Consider the following 20,809-nt stretch of genomic DNA (forward strand, 5'->3'; position numbering starts at 1 on the left):
GCGTATCCGGCTGATCGGTTCCGTCAGGGCGACGGCTACCCGCCCGGCCCGGGAGACCAGGGCTCGCCGGTGGATTACGGCGCGGGCTCGGCGGCCGGCTACTCCGGTGATCGGGGCGGCCACCTGCTCGGCCACGGCGACCAGGGTTCGATGCCCGGCTACCACGGTGGTCACGGCCCAGGAGGCGCTTATCCGGCAGACCACTCAGCCGGTCACTTCGGGCACGGCCACGCAGACGGCTACCCGGCCGGTCAGGGCGACCCGGGGTCGGCCGGTTACGGTGAACCGGCCGGATATCCGGGAGGTCACCATGGAGACGGCCACACGGGGGGCGCCGGATATCCCGGCGGTTACCCGGGCGACTCCGGAGGTCATCCCGTGGCCGCTCCCATGACGGGCCAGGGCGGGGGGCACGACAGCGCGCTGCGGCTGGTGTGGATCTATCCCGATCTGTTGAGCACCTACGGCGACCAAGGCAACGTCCTGGTCCTGGAGCAGAGGGCCCGCGGCCGGGGCATCCCCGTGGAGATCGTGCATGTCCGCTCCGCGGACCCGGTTCCCGACCAGGGCGACATCTACCTGATCGGCGGGGGAGAGGACCGCCCGCAGATCCTCGCCGCCGACCGGCTGCGCCGGGACGGCGGGTTGCACCGGGCCGTCGCGAACGGCGCGGCGCTGCTGGCGGTGTGTGCGGGTTACCAGATCATGGGCAGCACCTTCGGCGGGGAGGAGGGGCAGCCCGTCGCCGGCATCGAGCTGCTGGACATCGCCAGTAGCCGGGGTGAGCGACGCGCCGTGGGCGAGCTCGCGGCGAACGTGGACCCCGCTCTCGCGCTTCCCATCCTCACCGGCTTCGAGAACCACATGGGCGTCACTCATCTCGGCCCCGGCGTGCGGCCTCTCTCCACCACCGTCGTCGGCGTCGGCAACGGCGACGGCACGGAGGGCTGCTACGCGGGCAAGGTCGTCGGCACATACCTGCACGGTCCTGCCCTCGCCCGCAATCCGGCCCTCGCCGACCTGCTGATGGAGTGGGTCGTCGGCTCGCTCGCCCCTCTCGACGACGGGTGGTATGAGCGGCTGCGTCAGGAAAGGCTCGGCACGGTCCTGCCCGGCTGACCGGCGTCCCCACCGGAGGGCGACAAGCCCCTCATGTTCGTGTTCGCGCAGGGCGGCCCCGGACGGCGCACGCCATCCGGGGGCCGGTTCACGTCAACGGTCGTCCATGGCCTCAGTAGGCCTCAGTAGACGAGGGCCTGCGCCCCTTCGGCGACGGACTCCTCGACGAACGTCGGGGCTCCCGCGATGCGCACGCCCTCGATGAGGTCGCTCTGCGTGAGATCGCGCCGCGCGGCACACTGCGTGCAGAGCGTCACCCGGCCTCCGGCCAGCACTACGGCGAGGAGGTCGCTGAGGGGGGTGGCGTGGGCGAGACCGAGGTCGTCGGCCCGGCCGGGCACCGCGAACCACGACGCTTCACCGGTCAGCCACAGCGACACGGGCACACCGGCGGCGACGGCGGCGGCGGCAACGGTGAATGCCTGGTTGCAGCGTTCGGGGGCCTCGGCCCCCGCTGTCACTTTGATCACGAGAGATCGGGCCATGTCATGAAGCCTATGGGTGCTGAACTGCAGCGTGCCAACCGGTCCCGCCGCGTATGAGTTCGGCCGTATCGGCCCTAGGCTCGGATGTCATGGACACACCTGAGATTCACCCCGATCTTGAGCCGATCGCCTTCCTTCTGGGCCGGTGGGAAGGCGCGGGCGTGGGGGGATATCCGACGATCGAGAGCTTCAACTTCGGGCAGGAGGTCGTCTTCGGGCACAACGGCAAGCCGTTCCTGAGCTATGTGAGCCGCACGTGGCTGCTCGACGAGGGCGGCAATCGGGTCCGGCCCCTCGCCACGGAGACGGGGTTCTGGCGGCAGCTCCCCGACCGGCAGCTTGAGGTCGTGCTCACGCACCCGACCGGCATCGTGGAGATCTACGTGGGCGAGGTCGTCTTCCACAAGATCGAACTGCGCTCCGACGTGGTCGCCCGTACGGCCACTGCCAAGGAATACACGGCCGGCCACCGGATCTACGGCCTGGTCAACGGCAACCTCATGTGGGCCTACGACATGGCCGCCGTCGGCCAGCCCCTGCAGTCCCACATGTCCGGCGAGCTGAAGAAGGTCGCCGACTTCGTCCCCGGCGAGTGATCGCCTCGGGTCGCCTCTGCCGTACGGCACGGGCCCCGCAGGCTGCCGCCCCGCACCGGGGGCCGCATGGCGGGGCCGTACTATCGGGCGTTATGAGCAACCCATTCACTCCGGACGTGGTGGAAGCCGTCAAGCGTCACATGAATGACGACCACGCCGCTGACGCGTTGCTGATCTGCCGGGCCCTCGGAGGCCGGCCCGAGGCCACGAGCGCCACCACGACGGGGGTGGACGCCGAGGGCATCGACTTCAGGGTGACCGTCGCCGACGGCGAGGTGCCCGTGCGGGTGCCGTGGGGTGAGACGCTGACGGAGCGGGCACAGGTGCGCATGGCCGTGGTGCGGTTGTACAAGGAGTCGTGCGACCTGCTCGGGGTGAGGCCACTCGGCGAGGCCCGCCACTGAAAGGTCCGCCACTCAAAGGCCCGTCACCCAATGGCCCTGAGCAGGGAAGAACCCCGGGTCTGCTCCGCCTCGGGGATGAGGGGGCCAGTTGGACCTAGGAAGACATCCGATCACGGCCCATGCGCGTGAGGGGGGTCTCCCACTGGCAACCCGGGGTTCCGGTAGTTGTCTGGAATTCGCCAGGGCGTCACCGACACCCGGACGCAGGTCCGGACAGCGGTGTCCTAGCGGACAGCCACCTCGCTAGCCCAATCATGATCAACCATTGTTTGGACCACCTCCTTTCTGCGTGTTTGAACCATATGAAACGGCCGCGACCGGAGGCAAGCGAATATCCCGGCGATGCCCTCTGACCAGCCCCGACATCCTCTGACCAGCCCCGACATCCTCTGACCAGCCCCGACATCCTCTGACCAGCCCCGACATCCTCTGACCAGCCCCGACATCCTCTGACCAGCCTCGGCCTGACCAGCCTCGGCCTGACCGGCCTCGACGCGATCTGGAATGCGGCGGCGCCGGGAGGCGCCCCTTCCGTGAAGGGCACCGGGCACCACTCCCACCGTCCGGCCCCCGATCGCGCCCGGGCGGCCGGCGGCCAGGGCACGAATATCTGTCGAACGGTTCGGTGCCGGATGTATGCGAGCCGTTCTCCTCTTAGACTCTGGACATGGCCGAGACGTCATGGGACGAGGAACTCCGGGCTCGTGGTTACCGGGTCACTCCGCAGCGCCAGCTTGTTCTGGAGGCGGTCAAAGGGCTGGAGCACGCGACCCCGGAGGCGATCTGCTCCCGGGTGCGTGAGACGGCGCGGGGCGTCAACATCTCGACGGTCTACCGCACGCTGGAGCTCCTCGAAGAGCTCGGCATGGTCTCCCACACCCACCTGGGGCACGGGGCGCCCACCTATCACCTGGCGTCCGAGGCCGACCACCTGCACCTGGTCTGCCGGGGATGCGGGGGAGTGACCGAGGTGAGCTCCGACACGGTGCAGGATCTCGTGGCGAAACTCGACCGCGATTTCGGCTTCTCTCCGGATGTCCACCACCTGACCGTGTTCGGCCGCTGCCGCGAGTGCCGCTGAGGCGAGCCTCCCGTACGGCACGGCATCGCACGGCACGGCATCGCACCACGGCATGGCCCGCCCCGGCGGCACCGAAACCGTCCCGGTGGTCGTAGCCTTGGGGGATGCGAAGCCCTCTGCTGGACATTCCTGGAGCGGTCGCCGCGCAGGCGCCCGACGCCGATGTCGCCGCGCATTACGGTGATCCGTTCGCCGAGCAGCGTGCGCTGCTGAACGGCGAGGCCGTGGTCGACCGGAGCAACCGGGAGGTCGTCCGTGTCACCGGCCCCGACCGGCTCACCTGGCTCAACGATCTCAGCTCGCAGAAACTCGTGGACCTCGTGCCCGGGCAGCCGACTCAGACGCTGGTCCTCGACCTTCAGGGCCGGGTGGAGCACCACCTGACCCTGGTCGATGACGGTGAAAGCATCTGGGCGCATGTCGAACCAGGCGCAGGCTCCGAGCTGGTGACATATCTCGACAAGATGCGCTTCATGCTGCGAGTCGAGGTGGCCGATCTGACGGTCGAGTACGCCGTGCTGACCACCCGGGCCGAGCTCGGCCCCGAGGCCCTCCCCGAGGGCACGGTCGCGATCGGCGAAGACCTCCTGGTGCCCCGCCGGCACCTCGCCGAGCACCTCGGCCTGCGCCCGGCCGGCCTGTGGGCCTACGAGGCGGAGCGCATCGCGGACCACCGGCCGCGATTCGGCCAGGAGACCGACCACAAGACCATCCCCCATGAGGTGGGATGGATCGGGGCGGCCGTCCACCTGTCCAAGGGCTGCTACCGGGGCCAGGAGACCGTGGCCCGTGTCCACAACCTCGGCCACCCGCCGCGCCGACTCGTCTTCCTCCACCTCGACGGCAGCGTCGACACCCTGCCTCCTCACGGCGCCCCCGTGGTGCACGGCGACGCGGAGGTCGGCTTCGTCGGCTCCTCGGCCCGCCACCACGAGCTCGGTCCCATCGCCCTGGCCCTGGTCAAGCGCACCGTCCCCGTCGACTCTCCGCTGCTCGCGGGCGGTGTGGCCGCGAGCCAGGAGGTCATCGTGCCCCCCGACGCCGGCCGCAACGTCGCCGTGGACCCGGCTCTGCGCCGCCGCATCCGCTGATCCGTCCGCAGCCGATCAGGTCGGCGCCCACCGCGGGGGCGCCGGCCTGATCGGCTGACAGGCCCGGGGTCGGCGGGCGGGCGTCAGATGTCGACGATCAGGGTGATGGGGCCGTCGTTGACCAGGCCGACCTTCATGTCGGCGCCGAAGACGCCGGTTTCGACGTGGGCGCCGAGGTCGCGGAGGGCTGTGACGACGGCCTCCACGAGGGGTTCGGCGACGGGGCCGGGGGCGGCGGCATGCCAGGTGGGGCGGCGGCCTTTGCGCGTGTCGCCGTACAGCGTGAACTGGCTGATGACCAGGAGCGGGGCGCCGACGTCGGAGCAGGACTGCTCGCCGTGGAGAATGCGCAGGCCCCACAGTTTGGCGGCGAGCTTGCGCGCGTGCTCGGGGGTGTCGGTGTGGGTGACGCCGACGAGGACGAGCAGACCGGGTTTGTCGATCGCGCCGACGGTCGCCCCGTCTACCTCGACCGACGCCGAACTCACGCGCTGTACTACCGCTCGCATGACATGTGATTCTTCCAGATCGGGGAGCAGGTTTGACGCCCGTAGACTCCCCCTCGAAGGGAGCGTGAAATGTCGAGTGAGTCGTTGATTGTGGAGGTTGTCCGCTCGGGGTTCGTGGAGTCCACGCACCGCGCGAGGATGCTGACAGTGGACGCCGACGGTGCCCCCGTCAGCGTCCACGGTGCCGTTGACGCACTGGTCTCGCCACGGTCGTCGATGAAGCCGTTCCAGGTCATGGGCATGCTGCGATCAGGGCTCCCACTCGACGGCGAACTGCTCGCGCTCTCGTCCTCCAGTCACATGGGGGAGGCGTTCCAGGTGGACGGCGTACGCAAGATCCTCGCGGGGGTCGATCTCGACGAGAGCGCGTTGCGCTGTCCCGAGGCGCTCCCCGACCACCGGGAATCAGTCCGTGAGGTGCTGCGCTCGGGCGGAGCGCCCTCGCAGGTCTACATGAACTGCTCGGGCAAGCATGCCGCCATGCTCGCCACCTGCGTGGTCAACGACTGGTCCACCGAGACCTACCTCGACCCGGCGCATCCGCTCCAGCGGGCGATCAGGGACACCGTCGAGGAATTCACCAGTGAACGGGTGGCCGCGACCGGGGTGGACGGGTGCGGAGCACCCCTCTTCTTCGTCTCGATGCCGGGCGTGACCCGGGCGTTCCGCAGGCTGACCCTGGCGGAGCCGGGCACACTGGAGCGGCGGCTCGCCGACGCCATACGCGCCCACCCGGAGTGGGTGGCCGCCTCCGAGCTCCCGGAGACCACGGTGATGCGGGCGATCCCCGGCCTTCTGGTCAAGCCCGGCGCCGAAGGGTTCAGCGCCTTCAGTTACTCGGACGGCCGCGCCGGCTCGATCAAGATCGAAGACGGTGGCTCCCGGGCGCGTCCCCCCGTGACCGCCGCCGCCCTCCGCACGATCGGCCTCGACGCTCCCGAGCTCGCCACACTCGACTCCATCCCGCTGTTAGGCGGAGGCAAGCCGGTCGGCGAGATCCGGGTGCGCAAGGCCCACTGAAGCCCACCGGCATCCGCGGGTGCGGGAGCCCTGGGAGAGTCAGCGGAGTTGCCGCGTGCCCGCGAGCGCTCCCGACACGGTGAGGGTGAAGGCCCGGAGGGAAGCGGGCAGCCTGGAGCCGTCCCAGCCCGCCGGACCGCGATACCACGCCACGCCCCGCGCCACCGCCCCCGGCGCGCTCCCCGCTCCGTCCCCCGCCGCGCTCCCCGCTCCGTCCCCCGACGTGGACGCCGGAAGCATCCGGGTCCACGCGTCCAGCGCGTCGAAGGCCACGGCATACGGCAGGTGGCGTGCGAACAGCGCCGTCCTCTCCTCGTCCGCCAGCCCCGCGGTCTCTGCCCCCGAGGTGAGGTAGTCCCGGAACGCCTCCGCCTGCCCGCGTGCGTCCGAGCCCGCCCGGCTGCGGGCGGGCATGTGCCGTGCCCCCGCGGTGAGAGCGGCCCCTCCGATGATCACAGCCAACCCCAGCAGGCCGTACGGCGTGAGCCACGCCAGCGCCACCGCCGCCGGAACCCCCACGGCGGTGAGCGCGACGCCGAGGGCGGTCCACGGCGTGCGTACGGCGTCCGGCCGATGGGCGAACCACCCCCGTCCGACCATGTCCGCGTAGAGGGCGTCGCGCACCTCGCCGAGACGGCCCGCGAGCGTGCCGCCCAGCTCCGAGATCCGCACACTGTCCCTCTCCGCGAAGATCGCCGTGAAAAGCGCCCTTTCGTACGGCACCAGCCCCTCGGCCGACCGCTTCACCAGCAGCCAGTCCGGCGCGTCGTAGATCTCCCGGGCCGTCTCCTCCACCGCCAGGTGCCCGCGGACGGCGAGGTCCACGATGGTCGCCGTCACGTCCACGACGTTCGCCCGCTCGTCCAGGAGCGTGCCGATCTGGCCCGGCCGTACTCCCTCCGGCGGCCCGACGACCGGCCTGCCCTCCCGCCTGCCGACCCGCGCGTCGCGGCCCGCCGTCCATCGGAGGAACGCGGCGCCGCCGAGGAGCAGCGCGAGCAGTACGGCGAGCGCCGCGCCCGTGACGGGGTTGACGTCGAAGGACTCCGACAGGTCGAACCGCCGGTCGAGGATGGGCGTGGCGCCGCTCGCATAGCGCGGGTAGGCCGCCACCACGGTCAGCACCTGGCCGGGGCCGAGGCCGCGCTGGCGGAAGGTCGCGGCCGATCTGTGGTGGTCCATCGTCGCCGACGTGCATCCGATGGCCGAGGTCAGGGCGCCGGCGAAGCACGACAGGCCCTGCAGCCGCTCCGGCCCGGTGACGGTGACGGTCGCCGAGGACACCGGCACGCTCAGCCCGCCGGCCGCGAACCACCGCATCTCCTCGACCTCGCCGTGCGGCGTCACCGCGCCGGTCACGTCGTAACTCACGGTGATGGTCTGCCGTCCCTTGCCCGAGATGGTGAGCCTGTCGTCCTCGACCGGGCCCGGGCCGGTGACGTTGGCGATGTGGTAGAGCCGGTCGTGCACGTCGTCGTGCTGGGCGCGGGTGAGCACGGTGCGGGTGATCTCGCCGCCCGCCCCGAAATCGTGGGTGATCCGCTCGGTCACGTGGAGGACGCCCCTCTCGTCCAACTCCAGCGCCACGTCGTGGGTCGTGGGCCCGCCCGTGTGAGCGGACAGGGCCAGGACGGCCGACGCCGCGAGCTGACAGAGAGTCATGTCACGGAGCGTAACCAGATGGGTAGATGAGTCTCGGAGGTGACACGCCCCCGGGAAGACGGTCGGCATCGGGGGAGAGGCCATGCTGCGCGATGATCGACGCGGTGATCGACGGGCTCACGCGGGCCACCGCCGTACGACGACCTGGACGGCGGCGCTGGGGCTCCTCGCCACCGTCCTCCTGATGTTGATCATGGTGGACGCCGTGGCCGAGCAGCGCCTCCAGGTCACCGGCCACACCGCGCCCGCCGGCCGCGCCGCGTACGGCACGGGCCCCGGCCGCCCGCACATGAGCCTCGACCGCGCGCGGGTGCTCAGGAGCAACCCCGTGTACGGCGTGCGCGGCCTGAAGGGGTTCGACTGCCGGGCGCAGTCCATCGTGGACGGCGACGCCGCCTCCATGGCGGCTTTCATGGAACGGTTCACCGACTGCCTGGACCGCACCTGGGAGGCGGGGTTCGCCGAGGCCGGGGTGCGTTTCACCAGGCCCGGCCGGGTGTTCTGGGACACTCCGGGGCGCGGACCGTGCGGCGACTACCCGGTGGCCGGGGCGTCGGCGTTCTACTGTCCGATCAACCGCGGGATGTATGTCGGCACCAGGGATATCGTCAAGGCGTCGGGGGGCGTCCCCGGTGCGATGTACGGCGTCTACGCCCGGGTGCTGGCCCATGAGTACTCCCACCACGTCCAGGACCAGGCCGGGATCCTGTCGCTGGCCTGGAGGCTGCGGGACTCGACGCCCGCCGTGGAGGCCAATGAGATTACCCGCCGGGTGGAGCTCCAGGCGCAGTGCCTGGCGGGGGCGTACTTCGGGGCGGTGCGCCGTACGCTCCCCATGGGCGAGGGCCAGTGGGCGCTGGTGCTCAACGATTCGCGTTCACGCGGCGAGGACCGCAAGCCCGAGGGCGAGCGCGACCACGGGTCAGGGGCGAACTACGCGGGGTGGCTCGACCGGGGCTACAACGCGGGGCATCCGGGGGTCTGCGACACGTGGACCGCTCCGCTGCGCGACGTGTCCTGATCGCCCACCCAGGGTGTTTCTTCAGGACACGGGCGAAATCCCCGGCGTTCACCCCTGGGACGTGTCAAAATTCCAAACTGCTCGACACTGCTCGACACCGCTCAGGCCGTCGCCTGGGCCGCTCACGTGGATCCGCTCAAGAACGGTGGGGTGGTCATGCGCGGGCTCGCCTTATCAGGTCGCCCTCTGGTCACCCGGGCCGCCGCAACAATGGCGATATTGTGTGTAATTTCGGGCGCACTGACCGGGTGTAGCGGGGCCAGCAGCACCACACCCATTCCCGTCTCCGAGGCCGCGGCGCAGCCTCGAAACGCCCCCGTCGTCGCCGTCCTCGGTGACAGCTTCACCGTCGGGTCGGGGCCGGTGCGGACATGGGACAGCTACGCGGCCAAGGTGGCCCGCCAGTTCGACTGGCAGCTCATCGTCGCCGGAGCTTCCGGCACCGGTTTCGTCAACCCCGGCAGGGTGGGGCGGAACTTCCACGAGTCCTTCGTACAGGAGCTGGCCTGGCGGCCCGCCCCTGACATGCTGATCGTCTCCGGAGGCCACAACGACCGCCGCACCCACCCCTTGACGGTCTATCGCGCAGCCGCCAAACTCCTGCGCGCCGTGCGCATACACTGGCCCGGCACCCGCGTGGTCGTCGTCGGCCCGATCTGGATCGGAGGCGCTCCCCGCTGGGCTTATCCCGTACGGGACGCCATCTCCCTGGCCTCCAAGCAGTCGCGGGTGACGTTCCTCGACCCGCTGGCCCGCCGATGGATCACGCCGCGGACCACTGGCATCCTGCTCCCCGACGGCGTGCATCCCACCCACCAGGGGCATGTACGGCTCGCGCGCTGGCTGGCCCTGTCCCTCCAGGCCCGCGGCATCACCGCGGGCCGGTAGGGGCCGACAGGGCCGGGCGTCACCGCGTGAGTGATCGGTCGCTGACCGGTCGCTCACGAGTCGCTCACCGGTCGTTCACCAGGGGCCGTAGGGCCCGGAGTTGCCTCCCTTGCCCACCTCGCTGACGGCGGGCTTCACGTCCGCGAGGTAGATGCCGGAGGCGATCACCGAGGCGATGGCGAAGATGTTGAGCTGGCCGAGCCCGATCCCGAAGTATCCGACGGCGGCCATGAAGGAGAACAGGGTCGCCAAGACCAGGATGATCAGCCACATCTTCTTGGTCTGCTTACCGGCGACGGCAAAAGCCCTGGCGGGGCTGCGGATCGCGTGGATCAGTGCCCAGGCCGACATGCCGAAGGCGCAGATCGCGAGGATCCACATGATGAGGTCCAGGACGTTATAAAGCATGGGCGCTCCAGCAGGCTGCATCGTGCCGACCGGCTTAGGGACGGCCACTCCACCCTAAACGGTGACGTGACACGGCGGGAGACGGCGAAATGGCCCGAACCCCCTCAAGAGGTCGGGCCATTCTTGCGGATCCGCCGCTCAGTGGGAAGTGGTCGTCGTGCGCGGCTTGCGGGCACCGGTGGCCGTGCCGGTGCGGGTGCCGCTGCCGGTGGACCGCCGCGTCGTCGTCTTACGGGCCCGGGAGGCCGATGCGGACTTGGTCGTGTCGATCTGACGGCGGCGGGGCTTGCGACCGCCGTTGACGACCCGGCGGCCACGCGTGGCGAACTCGTCGTAGAGCTCGCCGGCCCGGACCGTGAGATGGTCGGCGTAGTCCTTGGCCTTCTCCGGAAAGTCCCTGGCGTAGCTTTCGGCCTTCGACGCGTATTCGCGCGCCTTGCCGGGCAGCTCGCGGGCGGCCTCACGCAGATCGGGGCCGCGCGACTGCAGGCGCTGAAGCTGGTCGGGCAGTTCACGGAGCTTTTCCATCGCGAGGTCGCCCGCGCCTGCCACGGCGTAGAAGGGCTTGGTCTCGGTGAGCTTCTTCACCTCGGTGGCGAGTGTCATTGTCAGCCTTTCCTGGAATCCGGTGTGACGTGACCGTTGCACGAGGAGCGTGTCTCGTCCGTGAACGGCTCAAGCGCGACGAGGAACTCCTGCGGCAGCGGCGAGTCGTGCGCCTGCGGACCAGGGACGTCGCCCCCCTGTGGCCTCGGCTCGGGCCGGCCGTCCTCAGCCGTGGCCGCGACGTGCTCCGCGACCTGGTTCTCCTTGCGGAACGACTCGTAGATGTCGATCAGCACCTGGCGCTGGCGCTCCGTGATGAAGGTGTCGGCTCTGATCGCCGCCGTCACATCGCTCGGCGCCTCGCGGTCCTCCATGAGACCGGCACGCACGTAGAGCGCGCGGGCGGAGATGTGCAACCCCTTGGCGATCTGGTTGAGGATCTCCGCGCTGGGCTTGCGCAGCCCGCGCTCGATCTGGCTCAGGTAAGGGTTGGAGACCCCTGCCGACGCGGCGAGCTGACGCAGTGAGATCTTGGCCTGCGTGCGCTGCTCACGGATGTATTCGCCGATCGAGCCGACCTTGGGTAGTGCCATGCGCTCATTGTGCGTCACACCTGCTTGCAATTGCAAACTTATGGCTAACAGTTGCAAGCGGCGTGTCGTGCGGACGGAGAAACACGCAGGTCACACGGGGGTTGTACAGGTTATGCCCGCGGAGGGAGAAGGAAACTCAGGAAGGCAGCAGCCACAGCAGAGGCGCCGACACCGTCAGCGTCGCCGCGAGCAGCATGACCAAGAAGCGGAACCGCTTCGGCAGAATGGGAACCGGTGAGATCAACCGCTCCACCCGGGCCATCACCCCCGTGTGAGCCCCGAGCGCACCGCTCGGCGTAGGCACGGCGGCAGCCGCACCGAACCTCAGCAGAGCCGTGGCCAGACGGCGCGGCGAGCAGTGCTCCCGGGCCCGGTCGTCCGCCGCCATCTCGATGAGCAGCTCCACCGACGACTGAGCGCCCCGCACCACACCCGAGAACGGCATGGCCCGGCACAGGGCCGCGAACGGCAGCAGCACGAGGTCGTGCCGCTCACGCGCGTGAGCCGACTCGTGGGCGAGCACCGCGCGCAACTCGTCGGGCGACAGCAGCGCCAAGGTGCCGGCGCTGACCACGACCTGAGAACGCAGCCCCGGCACGCAGTAGGCGGCGGCGCCGGGATGATCGACCACGCGCACACCCGGCACGCCGGGATCCTCCCGCGCGATGAGCGCGAGCAGCATGCGATGGCGCCGGCGGGCGCGCAGCGTCTGGAAGGTCGCGCCGACCAGCACCGCGATCAGCACGCTCAACATGGTCATGCCGGAGATGAGCGCGAGCACGCGCGGCAGATCCAGCGGCACGGTGCCGCCCTCGCCGCCCGTATAAGCCGAGACCACGAAGTCGCGCATGCCGAGCAGCGCGCCCTTGCCGTACGGCTCGAACGCATAGGCGAGCAGGGCCCCGGTGGCGGCCAGGCCCCATGTGACCCCCAGCGCCTGCCACAGCAGGACCGCGGTGTGCGGAGCCCTGGTGGCCCACCGGGCGGAGTTGAGACGCCACGCCCCTAAGGTGGAGATGATCGCGAGCGCGGCGAGCGCCGCCGCCGCGATCATTCCTCCTCCAGCTCCGTGAGCGCCTTGCGGAGGATCTCGGCCTCAGAGCCCGACACGGCCTGGGCGAAGCGGGTGAGCGCGGCGTCGCGGTCACCGGTCATGCCGAGGGCTTTGAGCATGAGCTCGGCGACATAGGTGTCGCGGCTCTCGGTGGACTGGTAGCGCCACGCGCGACCGTCACGGGTCCGCACGAGGAACCCCTTGCGGGTCAACCGGTCGAGCACGGTCATCACGGTCGTGGGCGCGAGGTCGCGCCCCGCGATGAGACGGCCCACCTCGCGGGCCGTCACCGGGGCGCTCTGCGCCCAAAGGATGTCCATGATGCTGCGTTCGAGCTCGCCCAGTCCCTTCACGCCACCCAGGTTAGCGCGGGGGCCACCAGGTGTAGTACTACGGGTTGTCGAGTTCATACTGTCCCGCTTGGCCCTGGTCGGTGCGTGAGTCCGGTCTATTCGGCCGCTGAGGACCGCTCCCATCTGCTCGCCTCCTGCTATCGCGAGTCGCTGCGCGTCGCCGACGAACTCGGCGCCCGCGCGCGCCTTCCCCGCGATCTCGACGGGGGTGTACGGCTGGCCGATGGACGACGGCGCCCGCGTCGCGGTGGAGACGGTGACGCAGGCTGCGACATCGGTGACTGACGTAGGTTTGTCCTGTTCAGTGCCTCAGCCTATGCGCACTTCCAGGAGGCTTTCAGCCGTTTGGTGTGACAGGTCGTGGCCTATGCCCGCCTAGAGGGGGGCCACGCGGGGCGCCACCGCCGCCCACGGCACGCTGACCTCGCCGAGCCGCCACCGCGCCCGCCCGCCGAGCGGGGGAGTGGTCGCGATCGGCCAGGTGCGGGCGAGCAGCTCCACGGAGGCGATGAAGCGCTGGCGCAAGCCGTACGCCCCAAGAGGTGCGCAGACGGCCCACGCACGGTCGAAATCCGACAGGAGCGCGTGGATCGCCTCGCCCTCCACGTTTCTGTGGATCAGCGCCTTGGGGAGGCGTTCCGCGAGGTCGGACGGCCGGTCGATGCCGGTCAGCCGGGCGGAGAGCGTCAGCGTGCGCGGCCCGGCGGCGTCGAGCGTCACCCAGGTGGCGCGATGGCCGATCTCCGAGCAGGTGCCCTCGACGATCACGCCTCCGGGCGCCAGGCGCCCGCGCAGCAGGTCCCAGGCGGCGAGCGCCCGCTCCTCGTCGTACTGCCGCAGCACGTTGAACGCCCGCACCACCGCCGGGGGCCGCGCCGTCGGCAGTTCGAACCCGCCGAGCGCGAAGGTCAGCCCGGGCCGGGCGTACGGCACCGCCCCCGCGACCCTGGCCGGATCGATCTCCAGCCCCGCCACCTCCACCGCGGGAGCCACGCGGCGCAGGCGGGTGAACAGCTCGGTCGTGGTGATGTGGGACGCGCCGTAGCCGAGGTCCACCACGAGCGGCCCGGGGCCGCTCGCCGGTGAGGCGGCCCGCAGCGTCGGCCCGTAGACGGCCGTGAGCCACCTGTCGCACCGCCGCAGGCGGTTGTGCCAGGTCGTGCCGCGGGTGATCTCGCCGACAGGCCGTCTTCCCGTGCGCATCGGTCAGGTGAGGCGGTGGATCTTGTACTGCGCGGCCTGCGCCCGGGGGCGCATCACCAGGCGGTCGATGTTGACGTGCGCCGGCCGGGTGACCGTCCAGGCGATCGCGTCGGCCACGTCGTCGGCAGTCAGCGGGCCGGGCACCCCTTCGTAGACCTTGGCCGCGGCCTCCGCGTCGCCGCGGAACCTCACCAGGGAGAACTCCTCGGTCTCGACCATCCCCGGCGCGATCTCCACGATCCGGACGGGCTGCCCGCACAGTTCGAGCCTGAGGGTCTCGGTCATCCCGGTCTGCGCGTGCTTGGCCGCGACGTAACCGCCGCCGCCCTCGTAGGAGATCAGCCCGGCGACGCTCGTCAGCATCAGCAGCACGCCGTCGCCCGACTCGATCAGCTTGGGCAGCAGCGCCTGGGTCACGCGCAGCGTGCCGAGCACGTTGACGTCGTACATCCGCTGCCAGTCCGCCGGGTCGCCCTCGGCCACGGATTCCAGGCCGACCGCGCCGCCCGCGTTGTTGATCAGGACGTCGCAGCGGTCGAGCGAGGCGGCGAACTCGTCCACCGACGCCTGGGAGGTGATATCCAGGGTCGCCGCCCGGACTCCGGGCGTCTCGGCCGCGAGCCTGTCCAGCCGGTCGCGCCGGCGGGCCGCCGCCACCACGTCGAACCCCTCGGCCGCGAGCCGCCGCGCGGTCGCCGCGCCGATGCCGCTGCTCGCTCCGGTCACCACCGCCGTCTTCGTCATGGCTCGCCATCCTAAAAGGCTTTGGCGCGAGGGCTTTGGCGTGGTCGTCACGCAGTTGTCAGGCCGTCGTCATTCGAGGGACCGTCTAGGCGGAGAAAAGCCACCCCGGCGTACAAAGTGCCTTTCGGTGAATGTCACCGTATCTGGGGGAATCTCAGGCCGATTCGGGGAGTTAATACCCCTTCGGAGGTGGTGTCAGGTGAGGCGACGGCGGGTCCACCGGGTCGCGACGGTCAGCATGCATACGTCGCCCCTCGATCAGCCCGGCACAGGCGACGCCGGCGGGCTGAACGTCTACGTGGTCGAGGTCGCCAGGCGGCTGGCCCAGCTGGACATCGAGGTCGAGATCTTCACCCGGCAGACCGCCCGCGACCTGCCACCCGTGGTCGAGATGGCCCCCGGGGTGCTCGTGCGCCACGTCACGGCGGGGCCGTACGAAGAGCTCGACAAAGGCGACCTCCCCGGCCAGCTCTGTGCGTTCCTCTCCGGCGTGTTGCGCACTGAGGCGATGTACGACCCCGGCCGCTACGACGTCATCCACTCGCACTACTGGCTGTCCGGACAGGTCGGCTGGCTCGCCAAGGAACGGTGGGGAGTTCCTCTCGTCCACACCATGCACACCATGGCGAAGGTCAAGAACCTGCTCCTCGCCGAGGACGACAACCCCGAACCCAAGGCCCGCGTGATCGGCGAAGAGCAGGTCGTCGACGTCGCCGACCGCCTCATCGCCAACACCGACGCCGAGGCCGCCGAACTGATCGACCTGTACGGCGCCGCCCCCGCACGCGTCGCCGTCGTCAACCCCGGCGTGAACCTGTCGGTCTTCCAGCCCGCCTCCAAGGGGGCCGCCAGACACCGGCTCGACCTGCCGCAGGACGCCCACGTCCTGCTGTTCGTGGGCCGGATCCAGCCCCTCAAGGCCCCCGACGTGCTGCTGCGCGCCGCTGCCCGCATGCTCGTCGACGATCCCTCCCTGCGCGAGCGCCTCATCGTCGCCTGCGTCGGCGGGCCCAGCGGCAACGGCCTCGCCCGGCCCGACTTCCTCGCCCGGCTCGCCGACGAGCTCGGCATCGCCGACGTCGTACGGCTGGTGCCCCCCGCACGCCAGGAGGAACTCGCCGACTGGTACCGCGCCGCCGACGTCACCGTCGTCCCCTCCCACAACGAGTCGTTCGGCCTCGTCGCCCTGGAGTCCCAGGCGTGCGGCACGCCGGTCGTCGCCGCGTCCGTCGGCGGACTGCGCACCGCCGTACACGACGGGGTGTCGGGGCTCCTCGTCGACGGGCACGACCCCGCCGCATGGGCTCATGCGCTGCGGTCCATCGTCACCCGCCCGAGCCTGCGCGAGCGCCTCGCCCGCGGCGCCCCCGGGCACGCCGCGGCCTTCGGCTGGTCGGCCACCGCCGCCCGCCTTGCCGAGGTGTACACCGGAGCGTTGCGGCGGCTCCACCGCGTTCCCCTGGCGGTGAACTCTTAGGGTGGTCGCTGTGAGGGAGCTGATCGAAACCGCGCTCAAGGACGCCGAAGTGAGCTTTGAGGAGCCGCGCCCCGGCGCCTTCCTCGTCACCCTTCCCGGGCAGCGCAAGCTCGCCACCATGACCTGGCTGATCGTCGGCGCCCAGGCGCTGCACGTCGAGGCGTTCTTCTGCCGCAAGCCCGACGAGAACCACGCCGAGTTCTACCGGTGGCTGCTGACGCGCAACGGGTCGATGTACGGCGTGCACTTCGCCCTCGACTCCGTGGGAGACGTCTACCTCGTCGGCCGCCTCCCCCTCCACGGCGTCACTGAGGAGGAGATCGACCGGCTGCTGGGCTGCGTGCTCACCTATTCCGACGAAGGGTTCAACCGGGCGCTCGAACTCGGGTTCGCCTCCTCGATCCGGCGAGAATGGGAATGGCGCGCGAAGCGCGGAGAATCACTTGCCAATCTCCGCGCGTTCGCCAGGTTCGCCGACCCCGACACCGAGTGATATTTCCACTCAATCCTTCAGGGGGGCGCCGTCCGTGACGCCCGACGCGGCAGGCCGAGGGGTCGCCGATAGGCTTGCCCCCATGGCGACTTTGGTGCTGTTGCGACACGGCGAGAGCGAATGGAACGCGAAGGGGCTGTTCACCGGCTGGGTGGACGTCAGCCTGTCGCCGAAGGGTGAAGACGAGGCCCGCAGAGGCGGCAGGCTGCTGCTTGACGCCGACCTGCGGCCCGACGTGGTGCACACGTCCCTGCTCACCAGGGCGATCCAGACGGCCAACCTCGCCCAGCAGTCCGCCGGGCTGCTGTGGCTGCCGGTGCAGCGCTCCTGGCGGCTCAACGAGCGCCACTACGGCGCTCTCCAGGGCAAGGACAAGGCGCAGACGCGCGAGGAGTTCGGCGACGAGCAGTTCAAGCTCTGGCGGCGGTCCTACGACACCCCGCCGCCGCCGATCGCCGACGACGACGAGTTCAGCCAGGTCGGCGACCCGCGCTACGCGCTGCTCCCGAGCGAGGCCATGCCGCGGACCGAGTGCCTGAAGGACGTCGTGACGCGGCTCCTGCCGTACTGGTACGACCGGATCGTTCCCGACCTGGCCGCCGACCGCACGGTGCTGGTCGTCGCCCACGGCAACTCGCTGCGCGCCCTCGTCAAGCACCTCGACGACATCGGCGACGAGGAGATCGCGGGGCTCAACATCCCGACCGGCATCCCTCTGCGCTACGACCTGGACGCGGACTACCGCCCCGTCGAGCGCGGCGGTCGCTACCTCGACCCCGAGGCCGCGAAGGCCGCCATCGAAGCGGTCGCCAACCAGGGCCGCTGACCACGCCCACGTGCTTTCCACGTGACCGCGTGTGAAAGCGCGTGTGAAAGCACGTGCTCACCTGTGAACCGTGGTCACCTGTGGACCGTGCTGACCCGTGGACCGTGCTGACCCGTGGACCGTGGTCACCCGTGAACACACGTGAGCCCCGCCCCGTCGTTACGCGGGGCGGGGCTCACGCGGTCACGGCACCGGCCGCTCGCCTCCCCCTATTGGCCGAGCGTCGCCGGGCCGGCGTGGCGGGCCGCTTTCACAAGCCTTCGGCTTGGTTCTCGGTGATCCTCGACCCGGTCACCATGTAGACGACATCCCTAGCGATGCGCACCGCGTGGTCCGCGTAGCGCTCGTAGTAGCGGCCGATCAGCGTCACATCGATCGCCGGCTCGACCCCCTGCGTCCAGTCGGGCGACAGCAGCACCCTGAACAGGCGCCGCCGCAGGCGGTCCATCTGATCGTCATCGTCCTCCAGCTGCTGGGCCAGTTCGGCGTTCTGCGTGAGGATGCAGCTCCCGGTCTTGGTCACCAGGCGCTCGGCGATCTGTCCCATCTCCAGGATGGTGTCCCGAACCTCCGCGGGCACGGCCGAATCGGGGTGCCGCATCCGCGTGATCTTCGCGATGTGGACCGCCAGGTCGCCCATGCGCTCCAGGTCGTTGCTGATGCGCAGGGCGGTGAGCACTGTGCGCAGATCTACGGCGACCGGCTGCTGGGTGGCCATCAGCTCGAAGCTCGTCGTCTCGATCTCTTCGAGGAGCGTGTTGACGTCCTTGTCACGAGAGATCACACTCTCGGCCAGAGGGAGATCGGAATCGAGCAGCGCGGTCGTGGCTCGGGACATCGCTGAACGGACCAGGCGGGTCATCTCGACCAGGCGCCCGGTGAGGGCCTTGAGTTCATCGTGATAGGCGTCGCGCATGCCGCCAACGCTATTTCTCAGGCGATGAACGAGTTTCTACAGGAAAGTGAACTTTGCAGGAAGGACTCGGTGGATGCGTATCACGCGGTGCTGCTACCGAGATTAGGCCACCTACCATCGGTTATGTGAGTGAGTTGGTGGCAAGCATGATCGCCATAGCGGGGTTCGTTGTGGGAGCACTCGCGGTTCTCGTCTTCCGCAACTACCAACGTGATCCAAACCCTAAGGATCGCTACAACGGACCGAACCCAGCGGCGCTGCCGCAGGGCGTCGCCTCTGTGCTCGCCGTGCTCCCGTCGTCGGCCGTCGTGCTCGACCACGAGGACCGCGTCCTGCGCGCCAGTTCGGCCGCCCGCGCGTTCAGCCTGGTCAAAGGGGACCACCTTACGGCCCCCGAGCTGATCGCGATGGCCAGGAAGGTGCGAAGAGACGGCGAGATCCGCGAAAGCGAGATCGAGGTGCCCGGCAACCGGTTCGGGCAGGAGGCGACCACCTTCGCGGTACGGGTCGCCCCCCTCGGCGCCTACGGCCAGGTTCTCGTGCTCGCCGAAGACCAAACCGAGCGGCAGCGGGTCGAAGCCGTGCGCCGCGACTTCGTGGCCAACGTCAGCCACGAGCTGAAGACCCCCGTCGGGGCCCTCAGCCTGCTCGCCGAGACCATCCAGGACGCGGCCGACGACCCCGAGGCCGTCACGCGCTTCTCCGGCCGGATGCAGCACGAGGCCGCCCGACTGACCTACCTCGTCCAGGACCTCATCACGCTGTCGAAGATTCAAGGCGGCGACCCCATGCCCATCCCGGCACCCGTGCCCGTCGACGAGGTCGTCCAAGAGGCCATCGACCGCTGCAACACCAAGGCCGCGGCCAAGCACATCGCCTTGGTGGCCGGCGGAGCCGAAGGTCTCCAACTGTGGGGCGACGACGACCTGCTCATCACCGCGTTGCGCAACCTCATCGACAACGCCGTCGCCTACAGTCCCGAGCACACCCGCATCGTCGTCAGCAGCCGGGCGGCCGGAGACTCCGTCGAGATCAGCGTCAGTGACCAGGGCATCGGCATCCCGGAGGGCGCCCAGGAGCGGATCTTCGAACGCTTCTTCCGCGTCGACGCCGCCCGCTCCCGCGCCACCGGGGGCACCGGACTCGGCCTCGCGATCGTTAAACACGTAGCGGTGGCCCACGGAGGCGAAGTGACCGTGTGGAGCAAAGAGGGCTCCGGGTCTACCTTCACTCTCAAGCTCCCCGCCCTCGGCGGGACGGCCGTAGCCGCATCACAACCAAGCACAACTCCCCTGGAGGCCGCGAAATGACACGCGTTCTTGTAGTCGAGGACGAAGAGTCGTTCTCCGACGCGCTGTCGTACATGCTGAGGAAAGAGGGCTTCGAGGTCTTCGTCGCAGGAACCGGTCCGGCCGCCCTGGAAGCCTACGAGCGCGACGGCGCCGACCTCGTCCTGCTCGACCTGATGCTCCCCGGCATCTCCGGCACCGAGGTCTGCCGGACACTGCGGCAACGCTCCAAGGTCCCCGTCATCATGCTCACCGCCAAGGACAGCGAGATCGACAAGGTCGTCGGGCTCGAACTGGGCGCCGACGACTACGTCACCAAGCCCTTCTCCTCCCGCGAACTCGTCGCCCGCATCCGCGCCGTCCTCCGCAGGCACGGCGACGCCGAGGAAAGCCAGCCGGCCGTCCTCGCCGCGGGTCCCGTCCGCATGGACATCGAACGCCACATCGTCGCCGTCCGCGGAAACCCCATCCAGCTTCCCCTCAAAGAGTTCGAGCTGCTGGAAGTGCTCCTCCGCAACGCCGGCCGCGTCCTCACCCGAGGCCAGCTGATCGACCGCGTCTGGGGCGCCGACTACGTCGGGGACACCAAGACCCTCGACGTCCACATCAAGCGCCTGCGCGCCAAGGTGGAGGCCGATCCCTCCAGCCCGCTCCACATCCTCACCGTCCGCGGCCTGGGCTACAAGTTCGACCCCAACTGACGCCGGCGCCCTCACACACCGCCGGGCCGCAGCCCGGCACGATGCGATCCCTGTGGCATTCCGCGAGACCCGCGCGATCCACGGGCGAAAGGCCGATGCCCCGGCATCGGCCTTTCGCGCTGTGCGAGCGCTCCATGCGGCGCCGCATGCGCCGCGCGTCGCGGCTCGGCCGACGATCGGCGGAACGGCCGCCAGGGCGAACAGGATCGCGGCGACGGGGCTCTCCCCGGTGTCGCCGCCCCGAATGGGCCCATGCCGCCGTGGGCGTCGCCGTACCGGAAGGTCGCCTGGCGCGGCCGTACCTATCGCCCCCGCTCGGCCCATGGCGGT

General features: G+C 70.1%; 25 protein-coding genes. 14 read left to right on the top strand and 11 right to left on the bottom strand.

Translation table 11 applies throughout. The annotated features are described in order from the left end of the window. Positions 1-390: 390 nt before the first annotated feature. Positions 391-1,119, top strand: coding sequence for a type 1 glutamine amidotransferase (locus BLQ73_RS28280; RefSeq protein WP_093175419.1), 729 nt, complete (start codon positions 391-393; stop codon positions 1,117-1,119). Between the two features lie 122 nt (positions 1,120-1,241). Here the strand turns inward: BLQ73_RS28280 and BLQ73_RS28285 are convergent, their stop codons facing one another. Then, on the bottom strand, positions 1,242-1,604 hold the full coding sequence (locus tag BLQ73_RS28285) for a DsrE family protein (RefSeq protein ID WP_093175339.1): 363 nt from the start codon (positions 1,602-1,604) through the stop codon (positions 1,242-1,244). An 89-nt stretch (positions 1,605-1,693) separates the two neighbouring features. Here BLQ73_RS28285 and BLQ73_RS28290 point away from each other — a divergent pair, with 89 nt between their 5' ends. From BLQ73_RS28290 to ygfZ, 4 genes are all read left to right on the top strand, one after another. Further along, positions 1,694-2,200, top strand: coding sequence for a heme-binding beta-barrel domain-containing protein (locus BLQ73_RS28290; RefSeq protein ID WP_093175341.1), 507 nt, complete (start codon positions 1,694-1,696; stop codon positions 2,198-2,200). 92 nt (positions 2,201-2,292) lie between these two features. Next, a complete protein-coding gene (locus BLQ73_RS28295; protein WP_093175344.1) occupies positions 2,293-2,604 on the top strand; it encodes a DUF2470 domain-containing protein in 312 nt (103 codons plus the stop codon). 667 nt (positions 2,605-3,271) lie between these two features. Beyond that, on the top strand, positions 3,272-3,685 hold the full coding sequence (locus BLQ73_RS28300; RefSeq protein ID WP_093175346.1) for a Fur family transcriptional regulator: 414 nt from the start codon (positions 3,272-3,274) through the stop codon (positions 3,683-3,685). 104 nt (positions 3,686-3,789) lie between these two features. After that, positions 3,790-4,776 (top strand): CAF17-like 4Fe-4S cluster assembly/insertion protein YgfZ, encoded by a 987-nt coding sequence (gene ygfZ / locus BLQ73_RS28305; RefSeq protein ID WP_093175349.1) that lies wholly within the window; start codon positions 3,790-3,792, stop codon positions 4,774-4,776. Between the two features lie 83 nt (positions 4,777-4,859). On the opposite strand, the gene dtd is transcribed toward ygfZ, so the two are convergent. After that, on the bottom strand, positions 4,860-5,285 hold the full coding sequence (dtd, locus tag BLQ73_RS28310; protein ID WP_093175353.1) for a D-aminoacyl-tRNA deacylase: 426 nt from the start codon (positions 5,283-5,285) through the stop codon (positions 4,860-4,862). Positions 5,286-5,354: 69 nt separating this feature from the next. Between dtd and BLQ73_RS28315 the strand changes: the two genes are divergently transcribed. After that, positions 5,355-6,305 (top strand): asparaginase, encoded by a 951-nt coding sequence (locus BLQ73_RS28315; protein WP_093175356.1) that lies wholly within the window; start codon positions 5,355-5,357, stop codon positions 6,303-6,305. Positions 6,306-6,344: 39 nt separating this feature from the next. Here BLQ73_RS28315 and BLQ73_RS28320 read toward each other — a convergent pair whose 3' ends face one another. Then, positions 6,345-7,967, bottom strand: a complete 1,623-nt coding sequence (locus BLQ73_RS28320) for a DUF2207 domain-containing protein (protein ID WP_245691516.1) — start codon at positions 7,965-7,967, stop codon at positions 6,345-6,347. An 82-nt stretch (positions 7,968-8,049) separates the two neighbouring features. Here BLQ73_RS28320 and BLQ73_RS28325 point away from each other — a divergent pair, with 82 nt between their 5' ends. Both BLQ73_RS28325 and BLQ73_RS28330 read left to right on the top strand, forming a co-directional pair. Then, on the top strand, positions 8,050-8,988 hold the full coding sequence (locus BLQ73_RS28325) for a neutral zinc metallopeptidase (protein WP_093175358.1): 939 nt from the start codon (positions 8,050-8,052) through the stop codon (positions 8,986-8,988). Between the two features lie 219 nt (positions 8,989-9,207). Next, entirely contained in the window at positions 9,208-9,876 is a 669-nt protein-coding gene (locus BLQ73_RS28330; RefSeq protein WP_176955736.1) for an SGNH/GDSL hydrolase family protein, read from the top strand. A 75-nt stretch (positions 9,877-9,951) separates the two neighbouring features. Here BLQ73_RS28330 and BLQ73_RS28335 read toward each other — a convergent pair whose 3' ends face one another. The 5 genes from BLQ73_RS28335 to BLQ73_RS28355 all read right to left on the bottom strand — a co-directional run bounded on the left by BLQ73_RS28335 (position 9,952) and on the right by BLQ73_RS28355 (position 12,830). Beyond that, complete coding sequence (locus BLQ73_RS28335; RefSeq protein WP_093175363.1) at positions 9,952-10,284, bottom strand: DUF2516 family protein; 333 nt, start codon at positions 10,282-10,284, stop codon at positions 9,952-9,954. 138 nt (positions 10,285-10,422) lie between these two features. Then, complete coding sequence (locus tag BLQ73_RS28340; protein WP_176955737.1) at positions 10,423-10,890, bottom strand: hypothetical protein; 468 nt, start codon at positions 10,888-10,890, stop codon at positions 10,423-10,425. 2 nt (positions 10,891-10,892) lie between these two features. After that, positions 10,893-11,423 carry a helix-turn-helix domain-containing protein gene (locus tag BLQ73_RS28345; RefSeq protein ID WP_093175365.1) on the bottom strand — a complete coding sequence of 177 codons (531 nt, stop codon included), beginning with the start codon at positions 11,421-11,423 and terminating at the stop codon, positions 10,893-10,895. A 136-nt stretch (positions 11,424-11,559) separates the two neighbouring features. Continuing rightward, on the bottom strand, positions 11,560-12,477 hold the full coding sequence (locus BLQ73_RS28350; RefSeq protein ID WP_093175368.1) for a M56 family metallopeptidase: 918 nt from the start codon (positions 12,475-12,477) through the stop codon (positions 11,560-11,562). Then, on the bottom strand, positions 12,474-12,830 hold the full coding sequence (locus BLQ73_RS28355; protein ID WP_275936332.1) for a BlaI/MecI/CopY family transcriptional regulator: 357 nt from the start codon (positions 12,828-12,830) through the stop codon (positions 12,474-12,476). Before BLQ73_RS28355 ends, BLQ73_RS28350 begins: the two co-directional genes overlap by 4 nt. Before the next feature lie 84 nt (positions 12,831-12,914). Between BLQ73_RS28355 and BLQ73_RS28360 the strand changes: the two genes are divergently transcribed. Continuing rightward, positions 12,915-13,115 (top strand): hypothetical protein, encoded by a 201-nt coding sequence (locus BLQ73_RS28360; RefSeq protein ID WP_420820046.1) that lies wholly within the window; start codon positions 12,915-12,917, stop codon positions 13,113-13,115. A 90-nt stretch (positions 13,116-13,205) separates the two neighbouring features. Here the strand turns inward: BLQ73_RS28360 and BLQ73_RS28365 are convergent, their stop codons facing one another. Then, positions 13,206-14,033 (bottom strand): class I SAM-dependent methyltransferase, encoded by an 828-nt coding sequence (locus BLQ73_RS28365; protein ID WP_093175373.1) that lies wholly within the window; start codon positions 14,031-14,033, stop codon positions 13,206-13,208. 3 nt (positions 14,034-14,036) lie between these two features. After that, a complete protein-coding gene (locus BLQ73_RS28370; RefSeq protein ID WP_093175375.1) occupies positions 14,037-14,777 on the bottom strand; it encodes an SDR family NAD(P)-dependent oxidoreductase in 741 nt (246 codons plus the stop codon). Between the two features lie 199 nt (positions 14,778-14,976). Between BLQ73_RS28370 and mshA the strand changes: the two genes are divergently transcribed. From mshA to BLQ73_RS28385, 3 genes are all read left to right on the top strand, one after another. Next, positions 14,977-16,254 (top strand): D-inositol-3-phosphate glycosyltransferase, encoded by a 1,278-nt coding sequence (gene mshA, locus BLQ73_RS28375; protein ID WP_420820047.1) that lies wholly within the window; start codon positions 14,977-14,979, stop codon positions 16,252-16,254. A gap of 10 nt (positions 16,255-16,264) precedes the next feature. After that, positions 16,265-16,747 carry a type III secretion system chaperone family protein gene (locus BLQ73_RS28380; protein ID WP_093175427.1) on the top strand — a complete coding sequence of 161 codons (483 nt, stop codon included), beginning with the start codon at positions 16,265-16,267 and terminating at the stop codon, positions 16,745-16,747. Between the two features lie 82 nt (positions 16,748-16,829). Beyond that, entirely contained in the window at positions 16,830-17,573 is a 744-nt protein-coding gene (locus tag BLQ73_RS28385; protein ID WP_093175378.1) for a phosphoglyceromutase, read from the top strand. A 250-nt stretch (positions 17,574-17,823) separates the two neighbouring features. Here the strand turns inward: BLQ73_RS28385 and phoU are convergent, their stop codons facing one another. Then, entirely contained in the window at positions 17,824-18,489 is a 666-nt protein-coding gene (gene phoU / locus BLQ73_RS28390) for a phosphate signaling complex protein PhoU (protein WP_093175381.1), read from the bottom strand. A gap of 146 nt (positions 18,490-18,635) precedes the next feature. On the opposite strand from phoU, the gene BLQ73_RS28395 reads away from it, so the two are divergent. Next, positions 18,636-19,799 (top strand): sensor histidine kinase, encoded by a 1,164-nt coding sequence (locus tag BLQ73_RS28395; RefSeq protein ID WP_093175383.1) that lies wholly within the window; start codon positions 18,636-18,638, stop codon positions 19,797-19,799. Continuing rightward, positions 19,796-20,479: a response regulator transcription factor gene (locus BLQ73_RS28400; protein WP_093175386.1), complete on the top strand. Its 684-nt coding sequence runs from the start codon at positions 19,796-19,798 to the stop codon at positions 20,477-20,479. Before BLQ73_RS28395 ends, BLQ73_RS28400 begins: the two co-directional genes overlap by 4 nt. Positions 20,480-20,809 lie beyond the last annotated feature (330 nt).

The organism is Sinosporangium album (assembly GCF_900100605.1).
Taxonomy (GTDB): Bacteria; Actinomycetota; Actinomycetes; order Streptosporangiales; family Streptosporangiaceae; genus Sinosporangium; species Sinosporangium album.